Genomic DNA, 22,170 nt, shown 5'->3' on the forward strand with positions numbered 1-22,170 from the left:
CCTCGGCCGCGTGTGCTGTTGTGGTTACTGACTTTCCTTGCGCGTCAGGTCAAAGGGTATCCGGTCCAGGGGGGTGTTGCCGTCCACCCGTACGAGGGCGGCGGTACGGTGATCACCGCCACTCCCCCTCGATCGGACTCGATCAGTTCCGGTCATTGAGCCGCCTCCTGAGGACGCCTGCCGTGCCGCTGCCCCCTCTCGCCCGCTCCGGGCCACGTCGTAGGACCCTGCTCGCCTCGCTGGCCGGGGCCGCGCTGCTGACCGGCTGCTCGGCCGCCGACGGGGGCGCCGACGGCGGCAGCGGGGCGCCCGCCGCCACTCAGGAGAAGCGGCTGCGGACGCAGGCGGCGCGGGAGAGCGCGGACCTCCTCGGCGAGTACGACCGGGCGGTGTCGGCCCGGCCGGCGCTCGCGGAGCGGCTGAACCCGCTGCGGGCCGAGGTCGAGCGGCATGTGAAGGCGTTCGGCGGGGCGCGCCGGCCGTCGGGCGCCGCGGCGCCCCGGGGCGGCAGGTCGGCCGCGGCGCCGGCCGCCGAGAAGGACATCCTCAAGGCACTCTCGGTGGCCGAGCAGCGGCTCTCCGACCGCCGGATGTCCGCGCTCGTGGACGCCCCGGGCGAGCTGGCGCGGCTGCTCGCGTCGGTGGCGGCGGCCGGAGCCGGGCACGCGTACCTGCTGGCGGAGGACGGACGGAAATGAGCTCGGACAACAGCGGGAACCAGCTGCTCGCGGCGGTGCAGGCGGCGCTGCGCGCCGAGCACGCGGCGGTGTACGGCTACGGGGTGGTCGGCGGCCGGATCGGCGAGGACCGCAGGGGCCAGGCCAGGGACGCGTACGACGCGCATCGCGCCCGCCGCGACGAACTGCGGCGCACGGTGCGCGACCTGGGCGGCGATCCCGAGGAATCCGCGGGGGCGTACGCGCTGCCGTTCCCGGTACCCGACTCCGCGGCGGCGGCACGGCTCGCCGCGGACATCGAGAGCAGGGTCGCGGGCGTCTACTCGGATCTCGTCCGGGCGGCGAGCGGCGAGCGGCGCAGGAGCGCGGCCGACGCGCTCCGCGAGGCGGCGGTCCGTGCCGTGCGCTGGGGCGGCGGCAGCGTAGCCTTCCCTGGGCTCTCCGAACGGGCCGCGGCGCCGTCCGCGTCGTCGTCCCCGCCGCAGGACCCCAGCACGTAGGCAGACTTGGGAAGGAAATCCCCGCGCATGGCATCCCCGCCCATGGCATTCGAACCGCCTCCGCGTCTTGTGAACGCGCTCGGCGAGGTGCGTGACGACGGGGCGTCGGCGTGGCTCGGCCGGGTCGGCGCGCTGCTCGACGAGGCGGCGGCGCGGCGCGAGGTGACGGTGGAGCGGGTGCATGTGCCCGGGGGCCGCAGCAGCCTGGTCACCCACGTCCGCAGGGCGGACGGCTCACCGGCGATCCTGAAGCTGGCGCCCGACCGGTTCCGCCCGGAGGCGGAGCGCGCGGCGCTGACGCACTGGGACGGCTTCGGCGCGGTGCGCCTGCTGGACCCGGGCGTGAACGACGGCGCCCTGCTCCTGGAGCGCCTCCACCCGGAGGTCTCCGTCCGTACGCTGCCGGAGGCGAAGGCGCTCCTGGAGGCCGCGGGCACGCTGCGCCGCCTGTGGGTGGACCCGCCGGAGGGGCGCAACTGCGAGACCGTTCCGGAGCGCACGGGCCGCCAGGCGGTCGGGATGCGGGCGACGGTGGAGTCGTTCCCCGATGTGGCGCCGCTGGTCGACGCGGCCCTTGGGACCCGGGACGAGCTGGTGTCCTCGCCGCCCGAACTCCGGTTGCTGCACGGCACGTTCCGGCAGTCCAAGGTGCTGTCCGGGGAGCGGATGCCGTGGCTGGCGGTCGGCCCCGACCCGGTCGTCGGCGAGACCGCCTTCGACCTGGCGCGGCTGGTCCGCGACCGCGTGGAGGACCTCATCGGCTCCCCGTCGGGCCCCGCGATCACCCGCCGCCGCGTGAAGCGCCTCGCGGAGTCCCTCGAGGTCGACCAGGAACGCCTGCGCGGCTGGACCCTCTTCCGCGCCGTGGAATCGGGCGCGCGGGCACTGCGCGTGGGGCGTCACCAGGACGGCGAGAACCTGCTGGAGTTCGCCGGGTGGCTGTGACCGGCTCCGTGGTCGACGTCACGGGGCTCCGCCCCGGACCCCGCTGCTCAATCGCCGCAGGGGCTTGATGTGATGCAGCCGGGAGGGGCGACGCCCTGGGGCCCTACGCCGTGAGGCGGGCGACCGCCTCGTCGACCGTGAGCTCCTCGCGCTCGCCGGTACGACGGTCCTTCAGCTCCACGACGCCGTCGGCGCTGCGGCGGCCCGCGACCAGGATCTTCGGGACACCGATCAGCTCGGAGTCGGTGAACTTCACGCCGGGCGAGATACCCGGACGGTCGTCGACCAGGACCCGGACACCGGCGGCCGCCAGCTTGTCGGAGACCTCCAGGGCCAGCTCGGTCTGGAGGGCCTTGCCGGCGGCGACCACATGCACGTCGGCGGGGGCGATCTCCTCCGGCCAGATCAGGCCCTTGTCGTCGGCGTGCTGCTCGGCGAGCGCCGCTACGGCACGCGAGACGCCGATGCCGTACGAGCCCATGGTGACGCGCACCGGCTTGCCGTTCTGGCCGAGGACGTCGAGCTGGAACGCGTCGGCGTACTTGCGGCCGAGCTGGAAGATGTGGCCGATCTCGATGGCGCGGTCCAGCTTGAGGCCGGTGCCGCAGTTGGGGCACGGGTCGCCCTCCTGGACGACGACCACGTCGACGTACTCGGAGACCTCGAAGTCACGGCCCGCGACGACGTTCTTCGCGTGCACGCCGTCCTTGTTGGCGCCGGTGATCCACGCGGTGCCGGGGGCGACCCGCGGGTCGGCGATGTACGTGACCTTCTCCAGGCCCTGCGGGCCGACGTAGCCGCGTACGAGGTCGTCGCGGCCCACGAAGTCCTCGGCGGTGACGAGCTCGACGGCGGCCGGCGCGAAGTGCGCCTCGACCTTGCCCATGTCGACCTCGCGGTCACCGGGGACGCCGACGGCGACGATCTCGCCGTCGACCTTCACGAGGAGGTTCTTGAGCGTGGCCGACGCCGGGACGCCCATGTACGCGGCGAGCGTCTCGATGGTCGGGGTGTCGGGGGTGGGGGTCTCCTCCAGGGCGGGCACGCCCTCCGCGTCGACCGCCCGCACGGCGAAGCCGACGGCCTCGGTGTTCGCGGCGTAGTCGCAGGCCGGGCAGTCCGCGAAGGTGTCCTCGCCGGCCGCGGCCGGGGCGAGGAACTCCTCCGACTTCGAGCCGCCCATGGCGCCCGCGGTCGCGGCGCAGATCCGGTAGTCGAGGCCGAGGCGCTCGAAGATGCGCTGGTACGCGGCGCGGTGCAGGCCGTACGACTCGGCGAGGCCGTCGTCGGTCAGGTCGAAGGAGTACGAGTCCTTCATCTGGAACTCGCGGCCGCGCAGGATGCCGGCGCGGGGGCGGGCCTCGTCGCGGTACTTGGTCTGGATCTGGTAGAGGATCACCGGCAGGTCCTTGTAGGACGTGCACTGGTCCTTGACCAGCTGGGTGAAGATCTCCTCGTGCGTCGGGCCGAGCAGGTAGTCGCCGCCCTTGCGGTCCTGGAGGCGGAACAGCTCGGCGCCGTACTCCTCCCAGCGGCCGGTCGCCTCGTACGGCTCCTTGGGCAGGAGCGCGGGCAGCAGGACCTCCTGGCCGCCGATGGCGTCCATCTCCTCGCGGATGACGCGCTCGACGTTCGCGTAGACCCGTCGGCCGAGCGGCAGCCAGGACCAGACACCGGCGGCGGTGCGGCGCACGAAACCGGCGCGGACCAGCAGCTTGTGGCTGAGGACTTCGGCGTCCGCCGGGTCGTCGCGCAGTGTCTTCACCATCAACCGGGACATGCGCTGGACCTGGACCTTGGCCATGATTCTTACTCCTGCGACAGGGGGTGCCCCCTGCTCGAACGTAGTTGAGAGCTTGGGGGAGGGTGATGTCAGGAGGTTAGCCGGGCCGCGGGGGCGGCCGGAAATCGGTTATCCCACAGTGCGCCTGAGCGGCAGTGGCGCGCCCATCACCGCGTACGGCCGCGGGGCGCTGGGGAACAGCACCTGGCGGGCCAGGTCCTCGTAGCCGAGCGAGTGGTAGAGGCCGCGGGCCGGGCTGTCGAAGTCGATCGCGGAGAGGATCGAGCGGGGCTGGCCGGCGCCGTCGGTGATCGCCGTGATGAGCGTGCGGCCGATGCCGCGGTTCTGGTAGCCGGGGTGCACGTGCAACTCCGTGATCACGAAGGAGTCGTCGAGCCAGTGGTCCTCGTCGCGGGACCGCAGATACGGCTCGACGACGGTGGACCACCAGTGGGTGCGGTCGTTCGGCATCCCGTAGACGAAGCCGACGAGCCGCCCGGTGTCCGTGGTGGCGCCGAGGGAGCGGGCTCCCGGGTACGTGATGTGCCGCAGCACGATCTGGCGGCGGACGGCGATCTCGTCGTCGCTGAGCCCGAACGCGTAGGCCTGCACGGCGAGCGCCTCGTCGACACGGCTGCGCAGGTCCAGGGGGCCGATGGTGACGGCGCGGTCGTCCGTGCGGTTCCGGTGCGGCATGCGGGGAGGGTACCCCGGCGGGCCGAGCGGCACCCGCCCCGTCAGTGGGCCGCGGCGTCGTCGCGGAAGACCGGGAGCTTCTCGCCCGCCTCGACGGGCAGGTGAAGGCGGTTCTGCAGCGGCGGCATCGGGCAGTTGTACTGGTCGGAGAAGCCGCACGGGGGCACGAAGGCGCGGTTGAAGTCGAGTCGGACGCGGCCCTCGCCGGTGTGCTCCACGAAGAGGAAGCGGCCCGCGCCGTAGGTGCTGTCGCCGTTGGTGGGGTCACCGAAGACGAGGAGGAGGGTGCCGTCGTCGTCGAACGCGGAGAGCGTGTAGTCGGTGCCGTCGACGGTCAGGGCGATGTCGCCGGGGACGACCTTCTCCCGTGTGCCGCCGTTGTCCCGCAGGTGCTCGAAGGCGACGGTGCGGGCGCCCTCGACGGGCGTGTACGTGGCGTCGAGGACCCAGGACGGGTCGTACGCGAAGGCGTCGACGCGCTCGAAGGCCTGGATCGCCGGGGAGTTCGCGTCCCAGAACCGCAGGCCGTGCTCGGGGGCGCCGGTGACCATGTCGGTGCGCTCCAGGGCCGTCACGGTGACGGTGCCGGGCTGCCCCGCACGGGCCGCGTCGAGGTCGGGGGTCTCGCCGGCCGGGAGCCAGCGGGTCTCGACGAGGGCGAGGTTGCCGGTGGGGGCGGTCAGGGAGCGGTGCCGGTCGGCACGCCATTCCTGCCAGGCGGCCATGCCGGAACCGGGAGCAGACATCGTGAGGCACCTACATTCAGTGAAACTTGAGCTAAAACGGGATTTTCTAGAACAGCACGCTCATGAACGCCCCGACCTCTTCGAATCCCACGCGCCGGTACGCGGCGCGGGCCGGGGTGTTGAAGTCGTTGACGTAGAGGCTGACCACGGGGGCGACGTCGGCGAGGGCGTAGCGCAGCACCGCGGCCATGCCGGGGGCGGCGAGGCCGAGGCCCCGGTACTCGGGGGCCACCCACACGCCCTGGATCTGGCAGACCTGATCGGTCGCGGCGCCGATCTCCGCCTTGAAGGCGACCTTGCCGTTCTCGTCGAGGCGGGCGAACGAGCGGCCCGAGCCGACCAGTTCGGCCACCCGCGCCTGGTACAGCAGGCCGCCGTCACCGGCCAGCGGGGAGACGCCGACCTCCTCGGTGAACATCGCCACGCACGCCGGCATGATCGTTTCCATCTCGTCCTTGCGGACGCGGCGGATGTACGGGTCGGGGGTGACGTCCGTGGGCATCCGGTCGGTCACCATCAGCGGCTGGTTGGCGCGGATCTCGCGGGCCGGGCCCCAACCCGGTTCGAGGAGCTGCCACAGGCGGGCGGTGGGCTCCGCCGGGCCGACGATGGAGGAGCATCGGCGACCCGCGCGCCGGGCGCGGTCGGCGAAGCCGCGGACGGCGCGGTCGGTCGCGCAGATCGGGACGAGGTTGGCGCCCGCGTAGCACAGGGACTCCAGCATCCCGTCCTCGTACCAGCCCCACATCTCGCCGCCGAGCCGCCACGGGTCGAGGCCCGCGGCCCTGACCCGGGCCGTGACGAAGGCGTTGGCGACGGGCTCGCGGTCGAGGACGGCGAGCGCTGCGTCGAGGTCACTCGGTTCGAGCACCCGAGTGGTGGTCTGTGTCAACACGTGCGGAGGGGCCTCACCAGATGGGCTACTGATCTCCGCACTGTACCTGGCGCTCCGCGGGTGTGTCGGGTCGGCGTTTCGGCCCCCTTCGCGCGGCGCCCCCGCCGCGCCCCTGAAGGCAGCGGCTACGCCGCTGCATCAAGAACGCGCCCGCCCACCCGGGACGGGATGAGCGGGCCTGGAGCGTGGTCGGGGTCAGCCGGCGATGGATACCGACGGCTCGCCGGAGGGGATGCCGTCCGCCTCCATCTGCTCCGCGATCTTCATCGCCTCGTCGATCAGCGTCTCCACGATCTTCGACTCGGGCACCGTCTTGATGACCTCGCCCTTGACGAAGATCTGGCCCTTGCCGTTGCCGGAAGCGACACCGAGGTCGGCCTCGCGCGCCTCGCCCGGCCCGTTCACGACACAGCCCATGACGGCCACGCGCAGCGGGACCTCCATGCCTTCGAGGCCGGCGGTGACCTCCTCGGCGAGCTTGTAGACGTCGACCTGGGCGCGGCCGCAGGACGGGCAGGAGACGATCTCCAGGCGGCGCGGCTTGAGGTTGAGGGACTCCAGGATCGCGTTACCGACCTTGATCTCCTCGACCGGCGGGGCGGACAGCGAGACGCGGATCGTGTCGCCGATGCCCTCGGAGAGCAGCGCGCCGAAGGCGACCGCCGACTTGATCGTGCCCTGGAACGCCGGGCCCGCCTCGGTCACACCGAGGTGCAGCGGGTAGTCGCACTGCGCGGCGAGCTGCCGGTACGCGTTGACCATGACCACCGGGTCGTTGTGCTTCACGGAGATCTTGATGTCGCGGAAGCCGTGCTCCTCGAAGAGCGAGGCCTCCCACAGCGCCGACTCGGCGAGCGCCTCGGGGGTCGCCTTGCCGTACTTCTGGAGCAGGCGCTTGTCGAGGGAGCCCGCGTTCACGCCGATCCGGATCGGCGTGCCGTGGTCCTTCGCCGCCTGGGCGATCTCCTTGACCTTGTCGTCGAACTGCTTGATGTTGCCGGGGTTGACCCGGACCGCGGCGCAGCCGGCCTCGATGGCCGCGAAGACGTACTTCGGCTGGAAGTGGATGTCCGCGATGACCGGGATCTGCGACTTCCGGGCGATGACGGGCAGCGCGTCGGCGTCGTCCTGCGTGGGGCAGGCCACACGGACGATCTGGCAGCCGGAGGCGGTCAGCTCGGCGATCTGCTGGAGCGTGGCGCCGATGTCGGACGTACGCGTCGTCGTCATCGACTGGACGGACACCGGGGCATCCCCGCCGACCGCCACGGTGCCGACCTGGATCTGGCGGCTCTTGCGCCGCTCGGCAAGCTTGGCCGGTACATCCGGAATGCCGAGAGAAATCGCAGTCATCTGCTGTGCAACCCCAAGGTGTGGATCGAGTCCAGAGGCTTCCGAGATTACGTCACCGGCGCGTGCACGAGCACATCGCGCCCCCTCAAACCCTCATAAAGAGGGACTGCCCGGCACTCAGGGTGCCGGGCAGTTCCGAACAGCGGACGACGGGCGTGTGTCCGGCGTCTGATCAGGAGATTTTCACCGGGTTCACCACGTCCGCGATCAGCACGAGGATCGTGAAGCAGACGAAGACCCCGGCCACCACGTACGCCACCGGCATGAGCTTCGCCACGTCGAAGGGGCCCGGATCCGGGCGGCGGAACACCTTCGCCAGGTTCCTACGCAGGGCCTCCCACAGGGCGCCCGCGATGTGCCCGCCGTCGAGCGGCAGCAGCGGCAGCATGTTGAACAGGAAGAGGGAGAGGTTGAAGCCCGCGACCAGCATCAAGGCCATCGCCAGCTGCTGTGTCGCCGGGATGTCCATGGTGAAGATCTCGCCGCCGACCCGGGCCGCGCCGACCACGCCCATCGGCGAGTCCTGCTCGCGCGGGCCGTCGCCGAACGCCGCGTCCCACAGGGCGGGGATCTTCGCGGGCAGCGCGACGATGGAGTCCACCGCGTCGCCGACCCGGTCGGTCATCCACGACACGGAGTCGCCGAAGTCCTGGCGTACGACGCCGGTGGCGGCGGTGAAGCCGAGGAAGCCCGCGTTGACGTAGCCGTCGGTGATCTGGCCGCTGGCGTCCTTCTTCGGCACCTGGTTCGTGGCGATCTTCGCGGTGAGCGTCTGCTGGTGGCCGTCGCGTTCGACGACGATCGGGACCGTGTCGCCCGCGCTCTTGCGGATCTCGTCGGACAGCGCGTTCCACTCGTCCGTCGCGACCCCGTTGAAGGACACGATCTTGTCCTTCGGCTGCAGGCCCGCGGCCTTCGCCGGGGACTCCGGGTCGGAGGCCTTGCAGTTGTCGCGGTTGGCGCTGGCCTGGATGACGCAGGAGGAGACGGACGAGACGACGTTCGTCTGCTGGGTGATGCCGAAGCCCATCAGGACCGTCAGGAACAGGCCGATCGCGAGGATCAGGTTCATGAAGGGTCCGGCGAACATGACGATGACGCGCTTCCACGGCTTGCGCGTGTAGAAGAGCCGGGTCTCGTCACCGGGCTGCAGCTCCTCGAAGGCCGCGGCGCGCGCGTCCTCCACCATGGAGCGGAACGGGGAGGTCGAGCGGGACTCGATCCTGCCGTCGGCGCCGGGCGGGAACATGCCGATCATGCGGATGTAGCCGCCGAGCGGGATGGCCTTGACGCCGTACTCGGTGTCGCCCTTCTTCCGCGAGAAGACCGTGGGGCCGAAGCCGACCATGTACTGGGGTACGCGGATGCCGAAGAGCTTCGCCGTCGACAGGTGGCCCAGCTCGTGCCAGGCGATGGAGATGAGCAGGCCCACCGCGAAGATGACTACGCCGAGGATCATCATCAAGGTCGTCATGCACGAGCCTCCGCGGCTGCCTTGTCCGTTGCGGTCAGTTCACGGGCCCGGGCGCGCGCCCAGGTCTCCGCTTCGAGGACGTCCGCGACAGTGAGCGAAGTTCCCGTTCCGGATGTGCCACGCCTCTCAGCGGTGCAGTCCTCGACGACCTTCGTCACGGTTTCCATGATCCCGTTGTACGGCAGGGCGCCCTTCAAGAACGCGTCCACGCACTCCTCGTTGGCGGCATTGAACACCGCCGGGGCCGTGCCCGCGAGCTCCCCCACATGTCGGGCGAGCCCGACCGCGGGGAACGCGTCGTTGTCGAGCGGGAAGAACTCCCAGCTGGAGGCCTTCGTCCAGTCGAAGGCGGGCGCCGCGTCGGGGATCCGCTCGGGCCAGCCGATGCCGAGCGCGATGGGGCCGCGCATGTCGGGCGGGGTGGCCTGGGCGAGCGTCGAGCCGTCGACGAACTCGACCATGGAGTGCACGTAGGACTGCGGGTGCACGACGACCTCGATGCGGTCGAAGGGGATGTCGTACAGCAGGTGCGCCTCGATGACCTCGAGCCCCTTGTTGACCAGGGTCGAGGAGTTGATGGTGATGACCGGGCCCATCGCCCAGGTCGGGTGCGCGAGCGCGTCCTCGACGGTGACGTTCGCCAGGTCCGCCTTCGTACGGCCGCGGAACGGGCCGCCGGAGGCGGTGACGACGAGCTTGCGGACGTCGGCGCGGGTGCCGCCGGCGAGGGCCTGGAAGAGCGCCGCGTGCTCGGAGTCGACCGGGACGATCTGGCCGGGCTTCGCGAGGCGCTTGACGATCGGGCCGCCGACGATGAGCGACTCCTTGTTGGCGAGCGCGAGGGTGCGGCCCGCTTCGAGGGCGGCGAGCGTCGGGGCCAGGCCGATGGAGCCGGTGATGCCGTTCAGGACGGTGTGGCAGTCGCCGCGGCCCGCGATCTCGGTGGCGGCGTCCGGCCCCGCGAGGATCTCGGGGAGCTTCTCCCCCGCCCCGTACTGCGCGGCCAGCGCCTCGCGCAGCGCGGGCACGACGTCCTCGCGGGCCACGGCGACCGTGCGCACGCGCAGCTGCCGCGCCTGCTCGGCGAGCAGTTCGACGCGGCCGCCCGCGGCGCTGAGCGCGGTGACGCGGAACCGGTCGGGATTGCGCAGGACGAGGTCGACGGCCTGCGTGCCGATGGAGCCCGTGGAGCCCAGGACGGCGACGTCGCGAGGGGCGTCGGCCGGGGCCGGGTCGAAGACGAGATGCGGGTCCGCGAGGGGGGATGGGCTGTCGCTCATCCCCCCATTCTTGCGTGAACTCCCTGTGTGTCCGACACGGGATGGCCACCTTGGCGCCTTCTGGGTCCCGCATCAGCGGATCGGACGGTGCACGTTCTCCCGTTTGCTCGGCCCCGGCGTCGCGTCCGCGATCCACGGGCCGTCGCCGCTGGGGTCGACGACGCCCTGCTCCAGCCAGGTGTACGTACCGCCGATGACGCCCTTGACGACCTTGCGGTCCAGGTCGTCGGTGTTGGTCCACAGCCGGTCGAAGAGCTCGTCGACGCGGATCCGGGACTGGCGGCAGAAGGCGTCGGCGAGCTGGTAGGCCTCGCGGCCGTACGCCTCCGTGGAGCGCAGGAGTTCGGCGCGTACGCAGGCGGCGCTCATGGCGAAGAGTTCGGCGCCGATGTCGACGATGCGGCCGAGGAAGCCCTGCTTCGTCTCCATGCGGCCCTGCCAGCGGGACATGGCGTAGAAGGTGGAGCGGGCGAGTTTGCGGGCCGAGCGTTCGACGAAGCGGAGGTGTCCCGACAAGTCCGGGTGGCCCTTCGGGTGGAACTCGGCGTACGTACGCGGGAGTTGGCCGGGGCCCGCGACCAGCTTCGGGAGCCACTTGGCGTAGAAGCCGCCCGCTTTCGCGCCCGCTTTCGCCTTGTCCGTAAGCGACTTGTCGGGGTCGATGAGGTCGCCGGCGACCGACAGGTGGGCGTCGACGGCCTCCCGGGCGATCAGCAGGTGCATGATCTCGGTCGAGCCCTCGAAGATGCGGTTGATGCGCAGATCGCGCAGGATCTGCTCGGCGGGGACGGCGCGTTCGCCGCGGGCGGCGAGGGATTCGGCCGTCTCGAAGCCGCGGCCGCCGCGGATCTGGACGAGCTCGTCCGCCATCAGGCAGGCCATCTCGGAGCCGTAGAGCTTGGCGAGGGCCGCCTCGATACGGATGTCGTTGCGGTTCTCGTCCGCCATCTGCGAGGAGAGGTCGACCACGGCCTCCAGGGCGAAGGAGGTCGCGGCGATGAAGGAGATCTTCGAGCCGACGGCCTCGTGGAACGCGACCGGCCTGCCCCACTGTTCGCGCTCCGCCGACCACTCGCGGGCGATCTTGAGGCACCACTTGCCCGCGCCGACGCACATCGCGGGCAGCGAGAGGCGGCCGGTGTTGAGGGTGGTGAGGGCGATCTTGAGGCCCGCGCCCTCGGGGCCGATCCGGTTCGCGGCCGGAACCCGGACCTGGTGGAAGCGCGTGACGCCGTTCTCGATGCCGCGCAGGCCCATGAAGGCGTTGCGGTTCTCGACGGTGATGCCCTCGGAGGCCGCCTCCACGACGAACGCGGTGATGCCGCCCTTGTGGCCCTCCGACTTCGGTACGCGCGCCATGACGACGAGGAGGTCGGCGACGACGCCGTTCGTCGTCCACAGCTTCACGCCGTCGAGGACGTACTCGTCGCCGTCGGGCACGGCGGTGGTGGCGAGCCGGGCCGGGTCGGAGCCGACGTCGGGCTCGGTGAGCAGGAAGGCGGAGATGTCGGTGCGGGCGCAGCGCGGCAGGAACGTGTCCTTCTGCTCCTGCGTGCCGAACTGCTTGAGCGGCTGCGGTACGCCGATGGACTGGTGCGCGGAGAGCAGCGCGCCGATGGCGGGCGAGGCCGAACCGACCAGGGCGAGCGACTTGTTGTAGTAGACCTGCGTGAGCCCGAGGCCGCCGTACTTCGTGTCGATCTTCATGCCGAGCGCGCCGAGCTCCTTGAGCCCGTTGATCGTCTCGTCGGGGATCTTCGACTCGCGTTCGATGCGGGCCGAGTCGATCTTCGTCTCGCAGAAGTCGTGCAATTTGGCGAGGAATTCCTCGCCGCGCTGCGCGTCCTCGTCCGCGGGCAGCGGATGCGGGTGGATGAGGTCGAGCCTGAACCGGCCGAGGAACAGCTCCTTGGCGAAGCTGGGCTTTCGCCAGTCCTGTTCACGGGCAGCCTCTGCGACCTGGCGGGCCTCCTTCTCGGAGACCTTCGCCCGGTGCTGGGGAGCGGGGGATGTTGCGGACATGAGGTTCACCTCGCCGCGCGTCGGGTCCACCGCCCGGCTGGTTACCGACCGGTGCTACTGGATCGTATGTACCCGATAACGGGCATGTCGACCAGTCCCCGCGCATCCGAACGCCGACGGCCGGAGCCCCCGCACAGTGGGCTCCGGCCGTCGTGACCGGCGCGCGGATCAGGCGCGCGCCGGGGTCTTCGCGGGTGTCCTAGAGGGCGAGGCCCGTCAGGACGAGGACGCGCTCGTACGTGTAGTCGTCCATGGCGAACTTGACGCCCTCGCGGCCGACGCCGGACTGCTTGGCGCCGCCGTACGGCATCTGGTCGGCGCGGTAGGACGGGGCGTCGCCGATGACCACGCCGCCGACCTCGAGCGCGCGGTGGGCGCGGAACGCGGTCTGGAGGTCGTGGGTGAACACGCCCGCCTGGAGGCCGTACTTGGAGTCGTTGACGGCGGCGAAGGCCTCGGCCTCGCCGTCCACCTTCTTCACCGTGAGGACCGGGCCGAAGACCTCCTCGCAGGAGATCGTGACGTCGGCCGGGACCTCGGCGAGGACGGTCGGCGCGTAGGTGGCGCCCTCGCGCTTGCCGCCCGCGAGGAGCTTCGCGCCCGCGCTCACGGCCTCGTCGACCCACGACTCGACGCGCTTCGCGGCGTCCTCGCTGACCAGCGGGCCGACGTCGGTGGCGTCGTCCGCCGGGTCGCCGGTGACCTGCGCCTCGACGGCCGCGACGATCTTCGGCAGCAGCCGGTCGTACACGGCGGCGTCGGCGATGACGCGCTGCACCGAGATGCAGGACTGGCCGCCCTGGTAGTTGGAGAAGGTGGCGATGCGGCTCGCCGCCCAGTCCAGGTCCGCCTCGGAGGCGTAGTCGGCGAGAACGACCGCCGCGCCGTTGCCGCCGAGCTCCAGGGTGCAGTGCTTGCGCGGCACGCTGTCCATGATCGCGTAGCCGACCGGGCCTGAGCCCGTGAAGGAGATGACGGGCAGGCGCTCGTCCTGTACGAGGGCGGGCATGCGGTCGTTGGGGACCGTGAGCACCGACCAGGAGCCGGCCGGGAGGTCCGTCTCCGCGAGCAGCTCGCCGAGGATGAGGGACGAGATCGGGGTGGCGGGCGCCGGCTTGAGGATGATGGGCGCGCCGACCGCGATGGCCGGGGCGACCTTGTGGGCGCTCAGGTTCAGCGGGAAGTTGAACGGGGCGATGCCGAGGACGACGCCCTTGGGGATGCGGCGGGTGATCGCCATGCGGCCTGTGCCGCCCGCGTCGGTGTCGAGGCGCTGGGCCTCGCCGCTGTTCCAGCGGCGGGCCTCCTCGGCGGAGAAGCGGAACACGGAGACGGCGCGGCCGACCTCGCCGCGGGCCCACTTGATCGGCTTGCCGTTCTCCGCGGAGATCAGCCGGGCGATCTCCTCGGTGCGCTCGATCAGGCGGTCGGCCACGTGGTTCAGGGCCTTGGCCCGTACGTGGGCGGGGGTCGCGGCGAACTCGTCGACCACGGCGTGGGCGGCGGCGACGGCCTCCTCCACCTGGGCCTCGGTGGGCTCGGCGACGGTGCCGACGAGGTGGCCGTCGTAGGAGTTGTGGACGTCGAACGTCGTGTCACCGGTGGCCTGGCGGCCGGCGAGCCAGAAGGCGTGGGTGGTCATGGGTGTGTACCGGCCTCTCCGTGGATGTTGCGGTGGGTGTGACCACGGTAGGGCGGGGGTGCGGCCACACGTTTTGGCCGGTGTGGCGTAGTCGTGGGTGCACGTTCGCCGAATTGGAGCACCATGACGGCGTTGCGGCCCCCGGGGCTCTGCCCCGGACCCCGCTGCTCAATCGCCGCAGGGGCTTGAATCGGGCTACCCAAATCAAGCCCCGCCGGCGATTGAGGCGCGGGGTCCGGGGCGGAGCCCCGGCCGTTACGCCCCCGTCGCCTTCAGGGCCAACCACAGCTCCATGCGGACGTCCGGGTCGTCCAGAGAGCGGCCGAGAATCTCCTCGACCCGCCGCATCCGATAGCGGAGCGTATGGCGGTGGACGCCCAGATCCGCCGCCGCCGCGTCCCACTGGCCGTGACGGGAGAGCCACGCCCGCAGCGAGGCCACCAGGTCGCCCCGGCCCGTCGCGTCATGGTCGCGCAGCGCCCGCAGGAGGCCGTCCGCGAACGCCCGGACCGCGTCGTCCCCCAGCAACGGCAGAACCGAGCCCGCCGCGACGTCCTCGTGCTCGACGAGGATGCGGCCGCGCCTGCGGGCGACGGAGAGCGCCTGCTCGGCCTGCTTGTACGCGGAGACCGCCGCGATCGGCCCGGCCGGCGCCGAGAAGCCGATGACCAGTTCGTCACCGGACGAGGACGAGGATGACGACGAGGAAGAGCCTTCGCCGCGCGTCGACTCCAGCGCCTCCGCGTACTGGAGGCAGGCCTCCGCCGCCGCCCCGCCGTCGACGGCGAGCAGTACGAGGCGCTCCCCGTCGGGGACGACGAGCAGCGCCTCCCCGGAGCGCGCCGCCGCGGACTCCACGACGTCGGCGAGGACGGGGAGCGGCCCCGCCCCCTGCTCCCGGGACCCGGTCACCGCCTCGGCCAGCAACGCCGCCGTCCCGCTCGACGGCGCCGCCGCCGGCCGCGCCGTCCCGTTCTTCGGCGGCGCCGCGGCGTCCGCGATCACCATCCGGAACGGCGCGTCGAGCAGCGCCCCGTACAGGTCGCCCGCGACGGCCCGCGCGTGGTCGGGCTCCCCCGCGAGCAGCATCCGCAGGACGGCCGAGCCGATCCGCTGCTCGGCCGCGTACAGCGCCCGGGAGCGTTCGGTGGTGAGGGTCAGCAGGGCGATCGCCGAGTGCAGGGCGTAGCGCTCGGCCGTGCCGAGGGTCGCGGCCGTGCCCACCGCGAGCGCCGCGCGGGGCCGCCGCCCCGTGCCGATGGAGTGCAGTTCGACCCGGTCGTCGGAGCCGCTCTCCACCACCGCGCTGGCCGGCGCGGGCCGATCGCGCAGCCGCTCGACGTCGCCGGTCAGCCGGGCGGCGCGGCGGCCCGCCCAGTCCGGAGCGGTGGCGACGACGGCGCCCGACGCGTCGTACAGGGCGGCCCACCCGTCGACCTGCGCGGCGAGCACCGCGAGCACGCCTTCGGGGCCGCTGCCCAGCGCCTGCTTGGTGAGTTCGCGCTGGGCGGCGAACCCGGAGGTGACGGCCTTGTACTGCTCGGCGGCGATCGCCGCCGAGACGGCCTTGCTGATGGCGATGAACGGCGTGCGGGGCGGCACCGCGAGCAGCGGGAGACCTTCGTCCTGCGCCGCCTTCACCAGGGCCTCGGGGACGTCGTCGTAGTTGACGCCGACGGCGAAGCCGAGGCCGACGACGCCCGCGTCGACGAGCCGCTTCACGTAGCGGCTCATGGCGTCGGGGTCCTCGGCGTCCAGCTTGAGCGCGGTGAACAGGAGGAGCTCGCCGCCCTCCATGTACGGGACGGGGTCGGCGAGTTCGCTCACGTGCGCCCAGCGAACCGGCGTGTCCAGGTGCTGCTCGCCCGCGCGCACGCCGAGCTTGAGCGCCGAGTGGTGGACGAGCGAGGCGAGCGTGGGCGGCATGGGCCAGGCCTTCGGGTCAGCGGGGGCGTACGGGGGTCGACTGGTCGTACTCGGCGATCGGCTCTCGGGATCGGGTTTCGGGGATCCTGTGAAGCTTTTGGCCGGTCCGTATGAACGACCAGTGCCGATTCTGCCTCACCGTACGTACTCCTGGGGCCCGGCCCCCTGAAAGCTCAGTCAACCTTCAGACGCTTTTCCGCCGCTTTTCAGCCCCGCAGGTCCACGAGCAGGGGCGGAGCATGCTCACCGCGCACAGTGGTGAGCGAGAGCACCGCGTGCCCCGGCGGCACCGCGTGCGCCAGGTCGGAGGCCGACCACCGCTCGCGCTCCACCCTGCGGACGGTGACGGCGTCCGTCGTGACGGCCTTCCCGGTCACCATCTGGCGCGCCTTGTGCAGGGCGCGGGTCAGCGGCTGCTGCGCGAACACCGCGTGCTGCGCGACCTCCTCGGTCTCCACCCACTCCGTGCCCCAGGCCTCGGCGAACCGCCGGCCGTCCCACGTCGTGACCCCGGAGAACGCCATGCGGCAGCCGACCGCCGCGTACAGCGGGCCCTGAAGCGGCTCGGCGACCTCGCCGATGGTGCGCAGGCCGAGCACCACTCCGGCGTGCGCGGACCGCAGCCGCTGGATGCCGCGGACGGTCTCGGCGGTGACGGTGCGCGCCGCGTCGTCGAGGACCAGGCACGCGAAGTGGGAGCGCCCCGCCCGGCCTCGTACGACGGAGGTGAACTGGGCGAGCAGGAGCCGGGCGAGCAGTCGGGACGCCTCTTCGTGGCCCTGCTCGGGCAGGTCGACGCGGACCCGCAGCGGGTGGTGCGCGAGGGCCCGTACGGAGAACGGGCGGGCGGCGGCCGGGTCGAAGAAGCCGGAGAAGATCGGGCGGTCCAGGAGCGCGAGGCGGTCGGCGAGCATCGGGCCCGGGTCGCTTGCGGAGCCCAACTGGCGCCGCCGTGCGTCGAGTTCGCGGCGCATCGGGGAGTCCGCGAGCAGGCGCCCCTTGAGGTCGGCGAAGGCCTCCGGCTCACCCTCAAGGAGTTCGCGCAGCACCGGCACCGTGGGGAACAGGCCGTGCGCCTCGCGGTAGGGGCCGAGGAGCTGGGCGAGCGCGGTGGCGGCGCGTCGGGTGTCGACCGCCTCCAGGTCGCCGATCAGACCCTCCGCGAGGAAGCCCGCCGCCTCGTCCGCGTCGGTGGCGTCCGCGTACAGGTCGAGGTCGTGCACCGACGCCCGGTCGCCCGGCCTGACCACGACGTCGTACGCGTCGTCGGGGCCGAGCGGGGTGCCCTCCGCGCAGACCGCGAGGACGGCGCACTGCCCGGTGAGCGCCTGGAGCGCCAGGGACTCGACGACGGGGCGTACGACACCCGCCGTCTTTCCCGCGCCGGGCGGGCCGACGGCGAGGAGCGAGGTGCCGAGCAGGCCCGGGTCGAGGGCCACGCCCGCGCCCCGCAGCGCGTACGGATTGCGCTCGTCGCGCGCGTAGGAGCCGATCCGGACCTGGCCGACGAGCAGGTCGTGCGCCGCCGCGCGGGTCGGCAGGTCGCGCTGCCCCGAGGGGTGCGCCCAGGCTCCCGCGCCCTGCTTGAGCACGGTCTTGGCGAAGGCGGCCGGGTCGGCGGTGTGCCGCCAGGCGTGGGTGACGCGGGCACAGTCGACGTCGTTCATGCGGCCGCCCGCCACCTCGGCGCTGAGCACGTCGGCGGCCTGGTCCTGGCCCGCCTCGCGCAGCTGCGGCCAGGACGCGTGCGCGGGCGGCGCGGCGGGACGGGGCGGCGTCCTGCGCGGATCCTTCTTGCGGCGTGCGGACCAGACGTCGAGCCAGCCGCCGAGCCGGGCGAACGGGTAGAGGACCCCCGCCGTGATCAGGGCGTACAGGAGGTAGGCGAGGACCGGGACCTGGAAGAAGCCGTAGCCGCCGGTGACGAGGACGACGAGGGAGAGGATCGGGTCGGCGATGGGCAGCGGCCGCCAGTCGAGGCCCAGCGCGTCCGGCCATACGAAGACGAGCACGCACACGGCGGCGACCGAGGCCACGAGGGCGCGGGCGGGCTGCGGGCGGCGGACGACGAAGTGCCGGATCCCCTCCGCCCAGGCCCCGAACCGCCCCACCAGGAAGACGAGCAGGGCGAATGCCGCGCCTTCGTAGACGACGAGTGCGTCGTACGCCTTCGGGTCGCGGGGCGAGGTCGTGCCGGGCCACCACCAGCCGTCCGGCGTGAAGATCTTGAGCGGGGCCCACTGGTACGGGAGCGTGCCGCGCCGCCACAGGCTCCACAGCAGGACGCCGACGAGGAAGGAGATCGCCATCCACACGAGCAGCTTGCGCCCGATCGCGGTCGTGTCCCGCTCGGGCGGCCGGGGCTCGTACTCGTACCGCCACACGCCCGGCTGGGCCTTGGGGCGGCGCGCGGCGAGCCACTCGGCCACCGAGCCGCGGGCCGCGGGGGGCGCCTGCCGGGGCATCGGCGGGGCGGCGGGGCGGGGCGGCCGCGCGGGACGCGGCACGGGCGCGGCGGCCCGCCGATCGCCTCCTGCCCCGTGCGTCTCCCGCATCCCGCTGTCGCTGTCCATGGCGTAGCCCCCTGACCTGCCCGACCTGCCGGTCCGTTCGTGCCGTGTGCGTCGATCGCGCCTCAATCTAATGCCCGCACCTGGGGAGTTCACCGCTTACGCGCCCCGTGGCCGGGTCCCGTCGCGGCGCGCGCGCCCGTCCGGTCCGGGGGCCGCGCCCGATCCACACCTGTCCAAGACGGACAACACGCTCCGCCGACCCTGCCCCGATGGAGCATGACCGCTCCGCTCCCCCGCCCCTAACCTGCGAGAAACCCCCGAAAACAGCCCCGGCGGCATCGACCTCGACATCGAACCCGGGAGCCGGATCCGGCCCACAAGAAATAAGGAGCCCCGCATGAGCGACATCCCGCAGGAGCGCCGCGTCGTCACCGCCATCCCCGGCCCGAAGTCGCAGGAGCTGCAGGCCCGCCGCACCGCGGTCGTCGCCGCCGGCGTGGGCTCCACGCTGCCGGTGTTCACCGCCAAGGTCGACCGCGGCATCATCGAGGACGTCGACGGCAACCGCCTCATCGACTTCGGTTCCGGCATCGCCGTGACCTCCGTCGGCGCCTCCGCCGAGGCCGTGGTCCGCCGCGCCTCCGCCCAGCTGCAGGACTTCACCCACACCTGCTTCATGGTCACGCCGTACGAGAGCTACGTCGCGGTCGCCGAGGCCCTCGCGGAGCTGACGCCGGGCGACCACGCCAAGAAGTCGGCCCTGTTCAACTCGGGCGCCGAGGCCGTCGAGAACGCCGTCAAGATCGCCCGCGCCTACACCAAGCGCCAGGCGGTCGTCGTCTTCGACCACGGCTACCACGGCCGTACGAACCTGACGATGGCGCTGACCGCGAAGAACATGCCGTACAAGCACGGCTTCGGCCCGTTCGCCCCCGAGGTCTACCGCGCCCCGCTCGCGTACGGCTACCGCTGGCCGACCGGCGAGGAGAACGCCGGTCCGGAGGCCGCCAAGCAGGCCATCGACCAGATCTCGAAGCAGGTCGGCGCGGACAACGTCGCCGCGATCATCATCGAGCCGGTGCTCGGCGAGGGCGGCTTCATCGAGCCGGCCAAGGGCTTCCTCCCGGCGATCCGCCAGTACGCCGCCGACAACGGCATCGTCTTCGTCGCGGACGAGATCCAGTCCGGCTTCTGCCGTACGGGACAGTGGTTCGCGTGCGAGGACGAGGGCATCGTCCCGGACCTGATCACGACCGCCAAGGGCATCGCCGGCGGCCTCCCGCTCGCCGCGGTGACCGGCAAGGCGGAGATCATGGACGCCGCGCACGCGGGCGGCCTCGGCGGCACCTACGGCGGCAACCCGGTGGCCTGCGCCGGTGCGCTCGGCGCCATCGAGACGATGAAGGAGCTCGACCTCAACGCCAAGGCGAAGGAGATCGAGACGACGATGAAGTCGCGACTGTCGGCGATGCAGGAGAAGTTCCCTGTCATCGGCGACATCCGCGGCCGCGGCGGCATGATCGCCGTCGAGCTCGTGAAGGACCCCGCCACCAAGGAGCCGGCCCCGGAGGCCACCGCCGCCCTCGCCAAGGCCTGCCACGCCGAGGGCCTCCTCGTCCTCACCTGTGGCACCTACGGCAACGTGCTGCGCTTCCTGCCGCCGCTCGTCATCGGCCAGGACCTCCTGAACGAGGGCCTCGACATCATCGAGAACGCGTTCGCCGCGCTCTGAGCTGCTCCCAGGACGTCGCTCCGGTAACAGGAGCCACACCGCCCGATCGTGACGGCGCGGGCCACGGCACGTCCGTGACCTGCGACGACGGTCGGGCCGTGTGAAGAAGGTGTGCGAGGCCGATGGGATGTTGCCCAACCGGCTGTCGCACTCTCGGCCCCTGACGTACGGTTTCTGCAGATGAGAGAAACACCCCGCTCGCAGGCGACTGCGGGCGAAACCGGGTCGAGGCCTCCCCAGCTTCGCCCTGGTCGTGCCCTCGCGCACACCCCCGGAGCTTCCGGCTCCGGAACTCCTCACCGGTCGGACGGTCGCCCGCCCCAAACCCCCCGGGGCGCGCGATACGCCGGCCAGATCGGCCGGTTCGGAACTACCCCCCTGTTCCGGACCGGCCGACCATTTTTCTCACCCTCTTCGCGGCGCTCGTCTTCGCCGCGCTCACCTGGCAGGTCGCCTCCGACGGCCCCCTCCTCGCGTACGACGAGCGCCTCGGCGACGCGATCCGCACCAGCGCGATCCCCTCCGGGCCCGCCGAATTCCTCGCCGACCTCGGCAACATGGCGGTCGCGCTCCCGGTCCTCGCCGCCGCCCTCGCGTACGTCACCTGGCGCACCCGGACCTGGCTCCCCGTGGTCGTCGCGGTCGTGACGATGGCCCTGGTCCCCACTCTGGTGGGCCCCCTCCAGGCCCTCATCGCCCGCCCCGGCCCGCCCCCGATGGCCCCGGCGACGGGCTTCTACCCGTCGGGCCACGCGGCGACGGCGGCGGTCGCGTACGGCCTGTGCGTCCTGCTCCTCCGTTCGCCCCGACTGGCCTACGGCTGCGCCCTGTTGAACGCGGCCGTGGGCCTGGGGCTCGTACGGCAGGGGTATCACTGGCCGGTGGATGTGGTGGGGAGCTGGTGTCTGTCGGTGGTGCTGCTGTACGCGGCGGCGTACGCGACAGGCCGGGCCGGCCGGGGCCCGTGACTACTCCTCCGTGTCCCTCGCCAGTTGGGCCGCCGCCTCGTGCATCGCGAGTTCCAGGAGGGCCGGGTCCGTGAGGGTGCCCGAGCCGTCCGGTGGCACCAGCCAGCGCACGCCGCCCGCGAGCCGGCCGGGATACGGCACCACGATCCACGTGCCGCGGCCCGCCGCGCGCACCCCGGTGCCGAGCCAGCGGGCGGCCGTGCCCGCGGGCACGAAGAAGCCCATGCGGGCGGCGCCGAAGTCCGCGAGCACGGGTCCGGGGCGGTCGATCACCCGGCGCAGCACGTCGAGGGTCGGGTAGCCCAGCTCTCCCGGCAGGATCAGCACGTCCCACCGCTCGCCCGCGGGCAGCAGCGCCACCCCGTGCGGATTGCGTTCCCACTCCCAGCGGCAGGCGTCCGGATTCGGTGCCACGGACACCAGCCACTCGACCGCGGCCTTGTCCCCCGAGCCAGTCATGACGGGGCCTCCTCGTTCACGTCGACGCTGATCGTCACGAACGAGAGGGGGAAGAGGCCCGAGCATTACGCGACTTCGGCCACGTGGAGGTGGCGAATTTCCGGACCGGTGTGCGACCAGGGCGTACGCCGGGTGACCAGAACCGGGCGCACACGTACAGTCCCGAGCCATGGACCACATGGACGAGGACGAGAAGGCGCAGATCCAGGCGGCGATCGACGGGGAGCTGCGGCTGCTCGAACCCGCGGTGCGGGTGCGCGACGAGCTCGTACTGCCGCTGCTCGACCCGGAGTTCTTCGAGTTCGGCGCTTCCGGGCGGCGCTGGGACCGGGAGTCGATCCTGGAGGTGACCGGCGCCGCACCTGCCTCCCCTGCCGCACCCGGCCCTTCGGTCCAGGTCACGGAGATGGTGGGGAAGCTTCTCGCCCCCGGCGTCGTGCACCTCACGTTCCGCACGGACGACGGCGAGCGCCGGGTGAACCGGAGTTCGGTGTGGTGCCGCCACCCGGAGGCCGGGTGGCGGCTGTACTTCCATCAAGGAACGCCGACGTCGCGGTAG

General features: G+C 72.3%; 18 protein-coding genes. 6 read left to right on the forward strand and 12 right to left on the reverse strand.

Translation table 11 applies throughout. The annotated features are described in order from the left end of the window. Nucleotides 1-182: 182 nt before the first annotated feature. Genes ACP4E5_RS15095 through ACP4E5_RS15105 form a run of 3 tightly spaced genes read left to right on the forward strand, consistent with a single transcriptional unit; the run spans nucleotide 183 to nucleotide 2,122 of the window. Nucleotides 183-698 carry a hypothetical protein gene (locus ACP4E5_RS15095; RefSeq protein WP_425828901.1) on the forward strand — a complete coding sequence of 172 codons (516 nt, stop codon included), beginning with the start codon at nucleotides 183-185 and terminating at the stop codon, nucleotides 696-698. Next, nucleotides 695-1,177, forward strand: a complete 483-nt coding sequence (locus tag ACP4E5_RS15100) for a ferritin-like domain-containing protein (RefSeq protein WP_425828903.1) — start codon at nucleotides 695-697, stop codon at nucleotides 1,175-1,177. The genes ACP4E5_RS15095 and ACP4E5_RS15100 overlap by 4 nt, the downstream gene beginning before the upstream one ends. Before the next feature lie 42 nt (nucleotides 1,178-1,219). Next, complete coding sequence (locus ACP4E5_RS15105; protein ID WP_425841348.1) at nucleotides 1,220-2,122, forward strand: aminoglycoside phosphotransferase family protein; 903 nt, start codon at nucleotides 1,220-1,222, stop codon at nucleotides 2,120-2,122. 103 nt (nucleotides 2,123-2,225) lie between these two features. On the opposite strand, the gene ACP4E5_RS15110 is transcribed toward ACP4E5_RS15105, so the two are convergent. From ACP4E5_RS15110 to ACP4E5_RS15160, 11 genes are all read right to left on the reverse strand, one after another. Next, nucleotides 2,226-3,926, reverse strand: a complete 1,701-nt coding sequence (locus ACP4E5_RS15110) for a proline--tRNA ligase (RefSeq protein WP_425828905.1) — start codon at nucleotides 3,924-3,926, stop codon at nucleotides 2,226-2,228. Between the two features lie 108 nt (nucleotides 3,927-4,034). Next, nucleotides 4,035-4,601 (reverse strand): GNAT family N-acetyltransferase, encoded by a 567-nt coding sequence (locus tag ACP4E5_RS15115; protein WP_425828907.1) that lies wholly within the window; start codon nucleotides 4,599-4,601, stop codon nucleotides 4,035-4,037. Between the two features lie 41 nt (nucleotides 4,602-4,642). Further along, nucleotides 4,643-5,347 (reverse strand): DUF1684 domain-containing protein, encoded by a 705-nt coding sequence (locus ACP4E5_RS15120; RefSeq protein WP_425828909.1) that lies wholly within the window; start codon nucleotides 5,345-5,347, stop codon nucleotides 4,643-4,645. A 46-nt stretch (nucleotides 5,348-5,393) separates the two neighbouring features. Continuing rightward, complete coding sequence (locus ACP4E5_RS15125) at nucleotides 5,394-6,242, reverse strand: GNAT family N-acetyltransferase (RefSeq protein WP_425828911.1); 849 nt, start codon at nucleotides 6,240-6,242, stop codon at nucleotides 5,394-5,396. Nucleotides 6,243-6,437: 195 nt separating this feature from the next. Then, on the reverse strand, nucleotides 6,438-7,595 hold the full coding sequence (ispG, locus tag ACP4E5_RS15130; RefSeq protein ID WP_425828913.1) for a flavodoxin-dependent (E)-4-hydroxy-3-methylbut-2-enyl-diphosphate synthase: 1,158 nt from the start codon (nucleotides 7,593-7,595) through the stop codon (nucleotides 6,438-6,440). Between the two features lie 172 nt (nucleotides 7,596-7,767). Continuing rightward, the gene (locus ACP4E5_RS15135; protein WP_425828915.1) at nucleotides 7,768-9,069 is read right to left on the reverse strand and encodes a M50 family metallopeptidase; all 1,302 of its coding nucleotides are present in this window, start codon (nucleotides 9,067-9,069) and stop codon (nucleotides 7,768-7,770) included. Beyond that, on the reverse strand, nucleotides 9,066-10,349 hold the full coding sequence (gene dxr, locus ACP4E5_RS15140) for a 1-deoxy-D-xylulose-5-phosphate reductoisomerase (RefSeq protein ID WP_425828917.1): 1,284 nt from the start codon (nucleotides 10,347-10,349) through the stop codon (nucleotides 9,066-9,068). The genes ACP4E5_RS15135 and dxr overlap by 4 nt, the downstream gene beginning before the upstream one ends. 72 nt (nucleotides 10,350-10,421) lie before the next feature. Further along, nucleotides 10,422-12,371, reverse strand: coding sequence for an acyl-CoA dehydrogenase family protein (locus ACP4E5_RS15145; protein WP_425828919.1), 1,950 nt, complete (start codon nucleotides 12,369-12,371; stop codon nucleotides 10,422-10,424). Nucleotides 12,372-12,570: 199 nt separating this feature from the next. Further along, a complete protein-coding gene (locus ACP4E5_RS15150; protein ID WP_425828921.1) occupies nucleotides 12,571-14,013 on the reverse strand; it encodes an aldehyde dehydrogenase family protein in 1,443 nt (480 codons plus the stop codon). A 255-nt stretch (nucleotides 14,014-14,268) separates the two neighbouring features. Further along, nucleotides 14,269-15,939, reverse strand: coding sequence for a PucR family transcriptional regulator (locus tag ACP4E5_RS15155; RefSeq protein ID WP_425828923.1), 1,671 nt, complete (start codon nucleotides 15,937-15,939; stop codon nucleotides 14,269-14,271). 206 nt (nucleotides 15,940-16,145) lie between these two features. Beyond that, nucleotides 16,146-18,512 (reverse strand): ATP/GTP-binding protein, encoded by a 2,367-nt coding sequence (locus ACP4E5_RS15160; protein ID WP_425828925.1) that lies wholly within the window; start codon nucleotides 18,510-18,512, stop codon nucleotides 16,146-16,148. Nucleotides 18,513-18,849: 337 nt separating this feature from the next. Between ACP4E5_RS15160 and gabT the strand changes: the two genes are divergently transcribed. Together gabT and ACP4E5_RS15170 are read left to right on the forward strand one after the other, a co-directional pair. Beyond that, nucleotides 18,850-20,184 (forward strand): 4-aminobutyrate--2-oxoglutarate transaminase, encoded by a 1,335-nt coding sequence (gene gabT / locus ACP4E5_RS15165; protein ID WP_425828927.1) that lies wholly within the window; start codon nucleotides 18,850-18,852, stop codon nucleotides 20,182-20,184. 557 nt (nucleotides 20,185-20,741) lie between these two features. Beyond that, entirely contained in the window at nucleotides 20,742-21,152 is a 411-nt protein-coding gene (locus ACP4E5_RS15170; RefSeq protein ID WP_425828929.1) for a phosphatase PAP2 family protein, read from the forward strand. Here the strand turns inward: ACP4E5_RS15170 and ACP4E5_RS15175 are convergent, their stop codons facing one another. Continuing rightward, nucleotides 21,153-21,611, reverse strand: a complete 459-nt coding sequence (locus tag ACP4E5_RS15175) for a hypothetical protein (protein ID WP_425828931.1) — start codon at nucleotides 21,609-21,611, stop codon at nucleotides 21,153-21,155. It lies immediately after the preceding gene. A gap of 178 nt (nucleotides 21,612-21,789) precedes the next feature. Here ACP4E5_RS15175 and ACP4E5_RS15180 point away from each other — a divergent pair, with 178 nt between their 5' ends. Next, nucleotides 21,790-22,170, forward strand: a complete 381-nt coding sequence (locus tag ACP4E5_RS15180; RefSeq protein ID WP_425841350.1) for a nuclear transport factor 2 family protein — start codon at nucleotides 21,790-21,792, stop codon at nucleotides 22,168-22,170.

It is taken from the genome of Streptomyces fractus (assembly GCF_049844455.1).
Lineage (GTDB): Bacteria > Actinomycetota > Actinomycetes > Streptomycetales > Streptomycetaceae > Streptomyces > Streptomyces fractus.